Origin of the sequence: Acidiphilium sp. JA12-A1 (assembly GCF_000724705.2) — a bacterium.
In the GTDB taxonomy this organism is placed as follows: domain Bacteria; phylum Pseudomonadota; class Alphaproteobacteria; order Acetobacterales; family Acetobacteraceae; genus Acidiphilium; species Acidiphilium multivorum.
In genome coordinates, this window is sequence record NZ_JFHO01000023.1 from 1 (window position 1) to 12,214 (window position 12,214).

General features: G+C 71.3%; 13 protein-coding genes. 2 read left to right on the top strand and 11 right to left on the bottom strand.

All coding sequences use genetic code 11. The annotated features are described in order from the left end of the window. From RT91_RS04630 to RT91_RS04645, 4 genes are all read right to left on the bottom strand, one after another. The coding region (locus RT91_RS04630) for an L-aspartate oxidase (RefSeq protein WP_240314190.1) at positions 1-1,171 on the bottom strand (1,171 nt) is incomplete at its 3' end. Between the two features lie 44 nt (positions 1,172-1,215). Beyond that, complete coding sequence (gene nadA / locus RT91_RS04635; RefSeq protein ID WP_011942319.1) at positions 1,216-2,196, bottom strand: quinolinate synthase NadA; 981 nt, start codon at positions 2,194-2,196, stop codon at positions 1,216-1,218. A gap of 100 nt (positions 2,197-2,296) precedes the next feature. Then, positions 2,297-3,193, bottom strand: a complete 897-nt coding sequence (locus RT91_RS04640) for an NrtR DNA-binding winged helix domain-containing protein (protein WP_011942318.1) — start codon at positions 3,191-3,193, stop codon at positions 2,297-2,299. Further along, positions 3,190-3,963 carry an SDR family oxidoreductase gene (locus RT91_RS04645; RefSeq protein WP_035185889.1) on the bottom strand — a complete coding sequence of 258 codons (774 nt, stop codon included), beginning with the start codon at positions 3,961-3,963 and terminating at the stop codon, positions 3,190-3,192. Before RT91_RS04645 ends, RT91_RS04640 begins: the two co-directional genes overlap by 4 nt. 142 nt (positions 3,964-4,105) lie before the next feature. Here RT91_RS04645 and RT91_RS04650 point away from each other — a divergent pair, with 142 nt between their 5' ends. Continuing rightward, positions 4,106-4,498, top strand: a complete 393-nt coding sequence (locus RT91_RS04650) for a hypothetical protein (RefSeq protein WP_007423777.1) — start codon at positions 4,106-4,108, stop codon at positions 4,496-4,498. A 19-nt stretch (positions 4,499-4,517) separates the two neighbouring features. On the opposite strand, the gene RT91_RS04655 is transcribed toward RT91_RS04650, so the two are convergent. The 4 genes from RT91_RS04655 to RT91_RS04670 form a co-directional block, all read right to left on the bottom strand. Then, the gene (locus RT91_RS04655) at positions 4,518-5,075 is read right to left on the bottom strand and encodes a cob(I)yrinic acid a,c-diamide adenosyltransferase (RefSeq protein WP_007423778.1); all 558 of its coding nucleotides are present in this window, start codon (positions 5,073-5,075) and stop codon (positions 4,518-4,520) included. A gap of 10 nt (positions 5,076-5,085) precedes the next feature. After that, positions 5,086-5,973: a cation diffusion facilitator family transporter gene (locus RT91_RS04660; protein WP_035185891.1), complete on the bottom strand. Its 888-nt coding sequence runs from the start codon at positions 5,971-5,973 to the stop codon at positions 5,086-5,088. 152 nt (positions 5,974-6,125) lie between these two features. After that, complete coding sequence (locus RT91_RS04665; protein WP_011942314.1) at positions 6,126-7,505, bottom strand: cell wall metabolism sensor histidine kinase WalK; 1,380 nt, start codon at positions 7,503-7,505, stop codon at positions 6,126-6,128. A 10-nt stretch (positions 7,506-7,515) separates the two neighbouring features. Continuing rightward, complete coding sequence (locus tag RT91_RS04670; RefSeq protein ID WP_011942313.1) at positions 7,516-8,724, bottom strand: penicillin-binding protein activator; 1,209 nt, start codon at positions 8,722-8,724, stop codon at positions 7,516-7,518. Positions 8,725-8,786: 62 nt separating this feature from the next. Between RT91_RS04670 and rsmI the strand changes: the two genes are divergently transcribed. Then, a complete protein-coding gene (gene rsmI / locus RT91_RS04675; protein WP_035185893.1) occupies positions 8,787-9,686 on the top strand; it encodes a 16S rRNA (cytidine(1402)-2'-O)-methyltransferase in 900 nt (299 codons plus the stop codon). On the opposite strand, the gene RT91_RS04680 is transcribed toward rsmI, so the two are convergent. From RT91_RS04680 to dapD, 3 genes are read right to left on the bottom strand one after another with little or no spacing between them, the layout of a single operon-like run. Then, positions 9,661-10,266 (bottom strand): hypothetical protein, encoded by a 606-nt coding sequence (locus RT91_RS04680; protein WP_011942311.1) that lies wholly within the window; start codon positions 10,264-10,266, stop codon positions 9,661-9,663. The genes rsmI and RT91_RS04680 overlap by 26 nt on opposite strands. After that, positions 10,263-11,378 carry a succinyl-diaminopimelate desuccinylase gene (dapE, locus tag RT91_RS04685; protein ID WP_035185894.1) on the bottom strand — a complete coding sequence of 372 codons (1,116 nt, stop codon included), beginning with the start codon at positions 11,376-11,378 and terminating at the stop codon, positions 10,263-10,265. Before dapE ends, RT91_RS04680 begins: the two co-directional genes overlap by 4 nt. After that, a complete protein-coding gene (gene dapD / locus RT91_RS04690; protein ID WP_035185939.1) occupies positions 11,375-12,214 on the bottom strand; it encodes a 2,3,4,5-tetrahydropyridine-2,6-dicarboxylate N-succinyltransferase in 840 nt (279 codons plus the stop codon). The genes dapE and dapD overlap by 4 nt, the downstream gene beginning before the upstream one ends.

Consider the following 12,214-nt stretch of genomic DNA (forward strand, 5'->3'; position numbering starts at 1 on the left):
GGATGCGGCGCGGCGGGGCGGCGGGCGCGGTCGTCGCGGCCGCATCGGGTTCGCCGGCGAGCGCGGTTCCGGCATCGGTGCCGGTGACGAAGGCTTCGAGCAGCGAGTTGCTGGCCAGGCGGTTCGCGCCGTGCAGCCCGGTGCAGGCGGCCTCGCCGGCGGCGTAGAGCCCGTCCACGCTCGCGCGGCCCCGCGCGTCCACGGCGATTCCGCCCATGTGGTAATGCGCGACCGGGCGCACCGGGATCGGCTGGCGCGCGGGATCGATCCCGGCGGCGCGGCAGGCGGCGTCGATCGTCGGGAAGCGGGCGGCGAAGCCGGCGCCGAGATGTGTGGCATCGAGCCTGACGCGATGGCCCTCGGCGAGATGGCGGACAATGGCGCGGGCGACTTCGTCGCGCGGGGCGAGTTCGTCGGTGAAGCGGTGGCCGGTCTCGTCGGTCAGGATGGCGCCCTCGCCGCGCACGGCCTCGGAGATCAGCGGCATCGGCGTGGCGCCGGAATCGAGGCCGGTCGGGTGGAACTGGACGAATTCGAGGTCGCGCAGCACGGCGCCGGCGCGCGCGGCGAGGGCGAGGCCGGTGCCGTCGGCGCCCGGCGGGGTGCTGGTGTGCCGCCACAGCGCGCCGACGCCGCCGGTCGCGATCAGCACGGCGGCGGCGGGGAGATGGACGAGGCCGCCGGCGGTCTCGGCCCAGAGGCCGCGCACCCGGTTCTCCGCGACATCGAGCGCCACGGCGCGGGCGTGTTCGATGATCGTGACATGCGGTGCGGCGCGCACGGCGGCGGCGAGGGCGGTGGTCACGGCGTGGCCGGTGGCATCCTTCACATGGCTGATCCGCCGGCGCGCATGGGCGGCTTCGAGTCCGAGCCCGGCATCGAAGCGCACGCCGTGGGCGCGCAGGGAATCGATCACGAGCGGCCCCCCGGTGATGATGCGGGAGACGGCGGCGGCGTCGCACAGCCCGTCGCCGGCGGCGAGCGTGTCGGCGATGTGCAGGTCGATGGAATCGTCGGCGCCGATGGCGGCGGCGATGCCGCCCTGGGCCCAGAGACTGGCGGCGCCGGCATCGAGCGTGCCGGCGGTGAGCAGCCGCACCGGGCGCGGCGCGGCGGCCAGGGCGGCGGCGAGGCCGGCGACGCCGGCGCCGATGATGATCGGGGCGTTCATGGGATCGCGAGCATCCGCCATCAAGGTATCGCGAGCATGCGCCATCAAGGTATCGCGAGCATCCGCTCGACCGCCGCGCGGGCCGGGGCGGCGAGGGCGGGGGCGATCGTCACCGGTTCGGTCATGGTTTCCAGCGCGCGGCGAATGCCGGCCAGGGTGATGCGCTTCATGTGCGGGCAGAGATTGCAGGGCTTGACGAAGGTGGTTCCCGGGCTGGCGGCGGCGATGTTGTCGGCCATCGAGCATTCGGTGATCAGCGCGGCGCGGGCGGGGCGGTGGCGCGCGATGTAGTCGGCGAGGGCGGCGGTGGAGCCGGCGAAATCGGCGGCGGCGACCACCTCCTCCGGGCATTCCGGATGGGCGAGGACGGCGACCCCGTCATGTTGCCGGCGCACCTGCGCGATGTCGGCGGCGGTGAAGCGTTCATGCACCTCGCAGGCGCCGTCCCAGGCGATGATGCGGATGGCGGTCTCGCGCGCGGTGTTGGCGGCGAGGAAGCGGTCCGGCAGCATGATCACCGCATCGGTCCCGGCGGCGCGGGCGGCGTGCTCGACCACCTTGCGGGCATTGGCGGAGGTGCAGCAGTAATCCACCTCGGCCTTCACCGCGGCGGAGGTGTTGACATAGGCGATCACCGGCAGGCCCGGATGCCGGGCACGCAGGCTGCGGACATCGGCGGCGGTGATGCTTTCGGCGAGCGAGCAGCCGGCGCGGGAATCGGGGATCAGCACCGTCTTGTCCGGGTTCAGCAGCTTCGCCGTCTCGGCCATGAAATGCACGCCGGCGACGACGATCACCGAAGCGCGCGCCGACATCGCCTCGCGGGCGAGGGCGAGGCTGTCGCCCACGATGTCGGCGACGCCGTGATAGATGTCGGGCGTCTGGTAGTTGTGGGCGAGGATGATCGCGTCGCGCGCCTGCTTGAGGTCGCGGATCGCCGCGATGTCCTCCTGCATCAGCGCCCATTCGGCGGGCGGGACATGCGCCGCGAGCGGCGCGGGAATGGGGGCGGCGGCGAGGGTCATGGCCACATCCTTATGCTCGATATGAGCATATTATGAGCGGTTTTCCGGGCGAAAATCGACCGGTTCGACGCCTCTTATAGTGGATGTGAGTATAATGGGGTCAAGGTCTGGAGAGCGGCGGGCGGCTGCCGGTCATGGCCCGTTCGTCGCGGATGGCGCTGCGGAAGCGGAACAGCTTGGCCGGGCGGCCCGGGCCATTCGCGAAGTCTCCGGTTTCTTCCAGCAGGTTCTGGCTTTCGATGAGGCGCCGGAAATTCTGCTTGTGCAGGGGCTGGCCGCCGATGGCTTCAATGCAGCGTTGCAGATCGAGCAGGGAAAACCGCTCCGGCATCAGCTCGAAAACGGCGGGCCGGGCGCGCAGCCGGGCGCGCAGCCGGCTGATCGCGGTGGCGAGGATGCGCCGGTGGTCGGCGGCGAGCGTGGCACCCGGGGCGAAGTCGCCATGCGCCGGCCGGCCGTCGCGCGCGGCCTCGCGCACCAGCCCGGCCTCGTAGAGGAGTTCGTAGCGGTCGAGCGCCAGATCCTCCTGCCAGGGCGCGCCGTCGAGCCCGAAGCAGCGGGCGATGCGGGCGCGCCGCGTCGGCTCCGTGCCCGCCCAGCTTCGCAGGCCGGGTTCGATCCGTGCCAGGGCGTCGTTCGCGGTGCGGCGGTCTTCCCAGGGGAAATAGCGGTACCAGTCCTGCCAGGAGACCTGGCCGCCGAGCCGCGCCCGCGTCTCGCTGCTCAGGGCGAGGTAGGAGATCGAGATGCTGCGCCCGGCGCGGCTGCGGCCGGCGTCGGCGAAGGTGTAGAGCTGTTCGACATGGCCGAGCGGATGCCCGGTCTGGCGTTCCACCCGGTCGCGTAGCCCGGCCTGCAGCGAGCGATGGGCCGATTCGAGCGGGCCGGCGGGCAGGGCGCTGCCATCGAGCAGGGTGAGGACGCGGGGGGTTGCGTCGGTGACGGCGACGACGACGGCGATCAGTTCGGCATGGATCGGGTCGGCGGCGCCGCTCACGGCTTCATCATCCGGAAGGCGAGGCGGGCGGCGAGGCCGCGGGGCGCGAAGCGGGTGCCGAAGGCCATCGCCGCGTTGCTCCGCCCGGCGACGACGCTGGAGCGCCCGGCGAGCAGCGCCGCGATGCCGATCCGCGCGACCTCGGCGCTGGTCATCGCGCTGCGTTTGGTGAAGGCGGAGCGGGTCTGGCCGGCGGCGTCGAAGAACTCGGTTTCGGTGACGCCGGGGCAGAGCACCGTGGTGCGCACGCCGCGCCCGGACAACTCGACATTCAGCGATTCGCCGAGCGAGAGGACATAGGATTTGGTCGCGGCATAGGCGGCGTAGAGCGGCACCGGCTGGAAGGCGGCGGTGGAGGCGACCATCATGATCCGGCCCCAGCCACGCGCGGCCATGGGGGTGGCGAACAGCCGGGTGAGATGGGTCAGGGCGGTGATGTTGACCGCGAGCATCGCCTCGGTTCGCGCCCATTCGGCTTCGGCGAAAGCGCCGAAGACGCCGAGCCCGGCATTGTTCACCAGAATGTCGATGGTCGGGAAACGCTCGGCCAGGGCGAGGCGGCCGGCCTCGTCGGCGATGTCGGCGGCGGCGGTTTCGGCGGTGACGCCGAACAGGCGGCATTCGGCGGCCAGCGAATCGAGCCGGTCCTGCCGCCGCGCGGTGAGCACGAGGTCGGCGCCGCGCTGGGCGAGCTGGCGGGCAAGATCGGCGCCGATGCCGCTGGAAGCCCCGGTGACGAGGGCGCGGCGGCCACGGAAAGCGTCGGTCATTGATCCGTCTCCTTTAATAGATCATGATGCCAGCGCAGGAAGGCCGGCGCAATTCGCCCGGCCCGCCGGAGCCGATGGCTTCGGCGGCGACCGGTGAGCCGGCGCGGAACAGGGCGGCTGATACCAAAAGAGAGGAAACCTCATGACATTTTCGATTCGCGTGGCGGGGCTGCTGGTGGCGGCCGGGATTGCGGGCGGCGCCGTGGCGCAGGCGCAGTCGCCCAACGTTCCGCTGGCGACGCGCGACATGACGCAGATGCTCACCGCGATCGGGCATTCCAGCTACGCGGACTTCGTCGCGCCGGCGACGACGGTGTTCAAGGCGCATGTCGATCCCAAGAAATTCCCCGTTCAGGCGGCCGAGATCAATGCGAAGATCCCGCTCGGGCAGCCCTTCTCGGTGAAATACCTGACCACGCAGCGCGTCGGCCCGACGGTGGGTTACATCTTCGAGGTGACGCTGCATGACGGCGACCAGGTCCTCACCGACCTTACCCTGAACAACGGCAAGGTCGCGAGCTTCCACCTGCTCTGAGGCGCATCGCACCCGGCGGTCAGGCGCCGCCGGGTCGCCAGAGCGTGTCGGCCCGGCCTTCGTCGTTCAGCAGGCGGGCGAGGATGAACATCACGTCCGACAGGCGGTTGAGGTAGGGGATCGGGATGTCCGAAACACCCGCCTCGGCGGCGAGGGCGACGAGTTCGCGCTCGGCGCGCCGCGCCGCGGTGCGGGCGAGATGCGCGCGCGCCGCGGCTTCGGTGCCGCCGGGCAGGATGAAACTGGTGAGCGGGGCGAGCCGCGCGTTCCAGTCGGCGGCGGCCGAGTCGAGCCGGGCGAGATAGGTTTCGGTCAGGCGTGACGGCCGGGCCGGGTCGGGCGGGGCGGCGAGTTCGGCGCCGATGTCGAACAGGTCGTTCTGGATGGCGGCGAGCACGCGATCGACCGCCGGCAGTCCGGCGCAGGCCACGCGCAGGAATCCGATCGCCGTGTTGGCCTCGTCAAGCGCGCCGAACACCGCGATGCGCCTGTGGCTCTTGGCGACGCGGGAGCCGTCGGCCAGCGAGGTTTCGCCGCGATCGCCGCCGCGGGTCACGATCGTGTCCAGTTTCACCATGTGGCGTGCCTCATTTCACCATGATCCCCTCGTGCTTGGCCTTGTTGTCCGGCTCGACGTGAATCGTGATGATCACGCCGGCCATCTCCCGCCGCAGGGCGGCTTCGATACGGTCGCATATGGCGTGGGATTCGGCGACCGTCATGCCCCCGGGGACGACGAGGTGGAATTCGAGGAAGCGCGACTGGCCGGCCTCGCGCATGCGCATGTCGTGCGCCTCGATCGCGCCGGCGGCGTGGATGGCGACCAGATGGCGGATGCGATCGACCATTTCGGGCGGCGGCGCGCGGTCGAGCAGGGCGCTGAGGGCGCGCAGCACGGTCCGCCCGCCCATGAAGGCGATCTGCGCGGCGACGGCGATGGCGATGAGCGGATCGAGCATCGGCAGGTTGGCCAGAATGGCGAGCGAGAGCCCGCCGATGATGCCGAGGGTGGTGATGGCGTCGGCGATCAGGTGGGCCTGGTCGGCGGCCAGCGCCGGGAACTTCCGCGTCGCGCCGGAACGGCCGAGCGCGAGCGCCCAGAGCGCGTTCACCACGCCGCCCGCCGCGTTCAGGCCGAGACCGAGTTCCGGTGCGACGGGCAGGCGGGGGGCAAGGATGGTGCTCGCGGCGCGCTCGAGGATCAGCACCGCGGCGAAGATGATCATCCCGCCCTCGGCGACCGCGCTGAGCAGCTCGGCCTTGGCATGGCCGTAGGGATGCTCGGAATCGGCGGGCTTGGCGGCGGCCTTGAGCGCGATCATGACCATGACGGCGGCGAAGACGTTCACCAGCGATTCCAGGGCGTCGGAATAGAGTGCCGCGGAATGGCTCACCCGCCAGGCGGCCGCCTTCAGCCCCAGCGAAACGAAGCCGATGGCGACGCTGCCGGCGGCGAGGCGAAACGGGACGCGCATGGGTGTTCGGGCCGATCCTTCTGCCGGTGCTGGTGCCGGAAGCCCCGCTCTATCCACATGATCAGGCGGGCATCCCTATCCGATCGGACAAGCCGGTCCGACCGGAAGATGCTCTAGCCCAACCCGGCGGCGGATGAAACCGCCGGCGCCGGTCAGGCCGAGCGGCGCGCCGGGACCGCGGCCAGCGTGGCTGCCGGCAGCCAGACGCGGCAGGTCGTGCCCTCGCCCTCGACACTGTCGATCAGCAGGCGGCCGCGATGGCGCATCACGACATGCTTGACGATGGCAAGGCCGAGCCCGGTGCCGCCCACCGCGCGGGCGCGGCCCTTGTCCGCCCGGTAGAAGCGCTCGGTCAGGCGCGGCAGGTGCTCGCGGGCGATGCCCGGCCCGTCGTCGACGACCGATACGAGGACGCCGGGCTGGTTGAAATCGGCATCCGGCGTCGCGTGCGCCGTCATCACCACGGTTCCGCCGGCGGCGCCGTGCTTGAGCGCGCTGTATTTGACGGCATTGTCGATCAGGTTGCCGAAGACCAGGGTGAGCTGGCCGGAATCGCCGGGCAGGGCGGGCAGGTCGGCGGCGATGTCGAGCGTCAGGGTGGCGGACGCCTTTTCGAGAACCGGCTCCATGAAGCCGGCGACCTGGCGCAGCACCGGCCCGATCTCGATCTGTTCGGCGGGGGGCTGGTGCTCGGTCATCTCGATTCGCGACAGGCTGAGCAGGTCGGCGATGATCCGCTGCATCCGCTCCGCCTGTTCGGCCATGATGGCGAGGAAGCGCGGCAGGGCCTCGGCATCGCCCAGGGCGGGGCCGCGCAGGGTTTCGATGAAGCCGATCAGGCTGGTCAGCGGCGTGCGCAGCTCGTGGCTCGCATTGGCCACGAAATCGGCCCGCATCCGGTTCAGCTCGCGCTCGCGCGTGCGGTCGGCCAGCAGGATGTAGATCGGCGCGGCGCGGCCGGTATCGCCGCTGCGGATGACGGTCGCGTCGAGGTCGCGCGGCACCGGTGTTGCGAGCGAGATGGTCGCGCGCACCGGCTGCTCGGCCAGCTCGACCTCCGCCAGCGCGGCGCGGAGCTGCGGATGGCGGAGCAGGGCGGATTCCTCGGCGCCATAGGCGCGGACCGCCGCGGGATTCCGCCAGACGATGCGCCGCGCGCCGGGCGGGCCGTCGAGCTGGAACAGCGCGTCGGGCAGGCGGTTGAGCAGCGAATGGCTGTAATTCGCATCGGCGGTGACGGCCTCGCGGGACTGGCGCTCGGCCGCGATCGTGTGGATGATGCGTTGGGCGAGATTGGTGAGCCCGGGCGTGATCAGCCGGAGTTCGGCGGGAGCCGAGGCGGCGAGCGCCTCGCTGAAGCGCCGCAGGTCGCGCGCGAGCACGACGCCGGCGGCGACCGACCAGACGGCGCAGCCTGCGAGCCAGCCGGCACCTTCCCAGGCGGGAATCGCGCCGGCCAGCATCAGCGCGACGAGTACCGCCGCGGGCGGGCCGCCGAGCCAGGCCGCGATCGTGGCGATCGGACGCCGCATGAGGGCCCCGTCAGGCGTTCGGCGGCGATGCCGGCGAGGGCAGCGTCTGCGGCGCCGGCGAGACGATCTTCGGTCCGCCGGGTTCGACGCGGAACACCGCGAGGCCGCGCTCCACATGTCCGTCCGGCAGCAGCCGCATCACGCCGTCGGTGCCGGCGAAGCCGGTCGGGTTGGTGAGGACCGCGGTGGTATAGCCGCCCTCATGCGCGGCCAGCACCGCGATCGCCGCGGCGTCGAACGCGACCTTGTCGATCGAGGGCGGCTTGCCGCCGCCATAGGTCGCCTCGAATTTCTGTTCGAAGGGAAGGCCGGCGGCGGGATCGGGCGCGGCATAGAGCGCGCCGCGCAGCGCATCGTGCGTGGCCATCGCCTTCGCCTTGCTGGCCCAGAGCGCCGGGCCGAGCAGCTGCACCTGCGGCGGGCCGGCCTCGTAATAGGGCAGGAAGGTCTGCAGTTCGGCCAGATCCTCGCCGGTCGCGCCGAGCAGGAGCGCATCGAAGGGGGGCGGCGGCACCGGCTCGGTGCGCAGCTTGTCGGCGAGGCGCCGGCCGGCCGCATTGTCCTGGTCGCGGGCAGCGCGGATCCGGGCCATCAGTCCGGCGCCGCGGCTGTCGAATTGCGAGATGCTGCGGGTCGTCGCGTTCAGGCTGGCAAAGGAGGCGGAGTAATAGCCGATGCGCGGTGGCGGCGTGCCGAGACGCGCCGCGGTCTGGCGCAGGGCGGCGGCCATGAGCCGGCCGAACTGGCCTTCCGGCAGGATCGCGGCCGTCCGGGTGCGCCCGCTCTCGATCGCGTAGGACACGACCCGGCTGACCTGCTGGTCCGGCGAGATGCCCATCGGCCAGACGCCGGGTTGCGCGATGCTGTTGTCGTTGGTGAAGGCCAGGACATTGACGCCCGCGGCCTGAGCGATCGGCGCAACGGCCTGGGTCTCGCCCTTGGTGAGCGGGCCGAGGATGAGGCCGGCGCCATCGTTGATCGCGGCATGCGCGGCGGCGGCAGCGCCCGAGGGCGTGCCGCCGGTGTTCTCGATGTCGAGTCGCGGCGCGCCATGGGCGGAAAAGGCGAGCTTGACGGATTGCTCGATCGACCGGCCGATCCCGGCATAGGGCCCGCTGAGCGGCACCAGAAGCGCCACGGGGCCGTGCCGCTGGCCCAGATCGGGGCTGGTCATGCCCTGGGCCGTCCCCCCGACGTTCGAGACCGGGGGGGACGTCACGGTGCTGCATCCCGCCAGCGCCAGGGCCGCCAAGGTTGCCAATACCAGTGTCACAGGCGTTAATGTCCGGCGTGACATCCGAAACTCCTTCCTCATCATCCGACGCGCTCTCCCGCCGGCAACCCGATCTTGTGCTGGTTTCCACGCCAATCGGCAACCTCGGCGATCTGTCGCCGCGCGCGGTCGGGGCGCTGCGCGACGCCGACATGATATTGTGCGAGGATACAAGGGTTACAGCGCCCCTGCTGGCCCAGCACGGCATCGTCACGAAACTGCAGTCATTCCATGATCATAACGAGGAATCGCGGACCGCGTCGCTGATCGCGATGATGCAGGACGGGCGGCGGCTGGCGCTGGTCAGCGATGCCGGCGCGCCGCTGATCGCCGATCCCGGATACCGTCTGGTGCGCGCCGCCATCGAGGCGGGGCTCGCGGTCAGCGCCGTGCCGGGGCCGAATGCCGCGCTCATGGCGCTGGCGCTGTCCGGCCTGCCGCCGCATCCCTTCCTGTTCAATGGCTTCCTGCCGCCGCGCGCGGCCGCTCGGCGCAGCGCGCTGCAGCGGCTGGTCGCCGCCGAGCATGCCGGGCTGTCGGCGACGCTGGTCTTCTACGAGGCGCCTCACCGGCTGGCCGCCTGCCTTGAGGACTGTCTGGCCGTGCTTGGCGACCGCCCCGCCGCCGTGGGGCGGGAGCTGACGAAGCGATTCGAGGAGGTGCGGCGCGGCGGGCTCGCGGCGCTCGCGGCGCATTACGCGGCCCATGAGGCGCGCGGCGAGATCACGCTGGTGATCGGGCCGGCGCCGCAGACGAGCGCTTCGGAGGAGGAGCTGGACGAGGCGCTCGGCGAGGCCCTCGCGCGGATGACGATCAGGGATGCCGCGGCCTTCGTGGCGCGGGAACTCGACCTGCCGCGCAAGCAGGTCTATGCGCGCGCGCTCAGCCTGAAGGCGGGCTCACCGTGAGCCGGAGCAGTTCCGGATGGAACAGGTAAGGCACCGCATACAGGATCGCGACGCCCAGGTTCACGACGAGCAGCAGGGCGATCGCCTTCCACCAGTTGGTCTTGAGGCCGGTGCGCAGGATGAAGGCCTGCAGCCATAGCATGTAGGCCCCGATCATGCCGGCGGACATCGCGAGCGCGGCCGGCAGGCCGACGCCCATCGACACCAGCCCGTCATTGACCACCATGGCGGCCGGGATGAGCACGAAGATGATCCAGATCGACCAGTTGAGCGCCGTGCTGGTGGTCAGCCAGCGTTCCTGCCGGCCGAGCCGCCGCGCGGCGAACTCGACGATCACCGGCTGGAGCAGGACGCCGCAGAGGCGGGAGAGCATCAGCGACGCGGCATAGACCCAGTATCCGCGCAGGCCGAGCAGGGCGGCGCCGACCAGCGGAAACGCGATGAGGGGCGCGATCGATGCGGAAAACGCGGCCGGGGTGTTGCGGAATTCCCGGAACGCCTCGACCCGCCCGAGCGCCAGGCCGACCAGACCGCGCAGCGTGCCGAGGACCGAGGTGGCGAAACCGTCGTTGCCGTTCATCGGAACACGCGGTCCAGGATCCGGCCGTAGATTTCGGCCAGCGCGCGCAACTCGCTCACCGGCACGGCCTCGTCCACCCGGTGCATCGAGGTGCCGACCAGGCCGAATTCGGCGACGGGGCAGTGCGCGGCGATGAAGCGGGCATCCGACGTGCCGCCGCCGGTGTCGAGCTTCGGCGTGATACCGGTCACCGCCGCCACCGCCTCGCTGAACAGCGTGGTCACGGGGCCGGGTTCGGTCAGGAAGGCCTCGCCGCTGATGCCGATGTCGCAGGCGGCGCCGGGGGCGTGGCGGGCCACGGTATCGCGGATCCAGGCGGCGAGATCGGGGCCGGTGTGGCGGTCGTTGAAACGGATGTTCAGCCGGGCCGAGGCGCTCGCCGGGATCACGTTGCCGGCCTTGTTTCCGGTATCGACGCTGGTGATCTGCAGCGATGAGGGCTCGAACCACGCGGTTCCCTCGTCAAGCGTCGTGGCGCGCAGGGCTTCGAGTGCCGGAATCATGCGATGGAGCGGGTTGTCGGCCAGATGGGGGTAGGCGACATGGCCTTGCACGCCGCGAACCGTCACATGCGCCGAAATCGAGCCGCGCCGGCCGATCTTGATCGTGTCGCCGAGCCGGGCGCGGCAGGTCGGCTCGCCGACCAGGCAGAATTCCGGCAGGGAACCGGAGGCGGCGAGATGGTCGAGAATGCGCCGGGTGCCGTCCACGGCATCGCCTTCCTCATCGCCGGTGATGAGGAGCGAGATCGTGCCTGCATGATTTGCCGGGCGGGCGGCGAGGGCGGCGACGAAGGCGGCGATGGCGCCCTTCATGTCGACCGCGCCGCGTCCGAACAGCAGGCCGTCCTCGATGACGGCCGCGAAGGGGTCGTGGCGCCACCCCTCGCCCGGCGGCACGACGTCGGTATGGCCGGCAAAGCCGAAATGCGGGCTGCCTGAGCCGCGGCGTGCGACGAGGTTGCTCACCTCGCCGAAGCGCAGCCATTCGATCGAGAAACCCAGGGCGTCCAGCGCCCTCGCGAGAACGGTCTGGGCGCCATCGTCCTCGGGGGTGACCGAGCGGCTGCGCAGCAGGTCCCGCGCGAGGGGAACGGGATCGGCCTCGGTCACGCCCGCAGCAACTCGTTGATCGCGGTCTTCGACCGTGTCTGGGCGTCGACCCGCTTGACGATCACGGCGCAGGCGAGGGACGGGCCCGGAGTTCCGTCCGGCAGCGGCTTGCCGGGCATGGTGCCCGGCACGACGACGGAATAGGCCGGCACGCGGCCATAGATCACTTCGCCGGTCGTCCGGTCGACGATTCGGGTGGAGGCGCCGAGGAACACGCCCATCGAGAGCACGGCGCCGCGCTCCACGATCACGCCTTCGGCAACTTCGGAGCGGGCGCCGATGAAGCAGTCATCCTCGATGATCACGGGGTTGGCCTGCAGCGGCTCGAGCACGCCGCCGATTCCCACGCCGCCGCTGATGTGGCAATTGCGGCCAACCTGCGCGCAGGAGCCCACCGTGGACCAGGTATCGATCATCGTGTCCTCGCCGACCCGGGCGCCGACATTGATGAAACAGGGCATCAGCACGGTATTGCGGCCGACATGCGCCGAATGGCGGACGACGGCGCCGGGCACCGCGCGGATGCCGGCGGCGGCGAAGCGCGCATCGTCCCAGTCGCCGAACTTCATCGGGACCTTGTCGAACACGGGCGCGCCGCCGGCGCCCGGCATGGTGCGGTTGGGCAGCAGGCGGAAGGACATGAGGATCGCCTGCTTGAGCCATTGATGGACGACCCAGCCGCCCGGGCCGGGCTCGGCAACCCTCAGTTCGCCCCGATCGAGACGGGCGAGCGCATCGCTCACGGCCTCCCGGTCGGATCCCTGATAGGCCGGACTGAGCTGGTCGCGGCGTTCCCAGGCGGCGGTGACGGCGGCGGCGAGTTGCGTTTGGTCCAT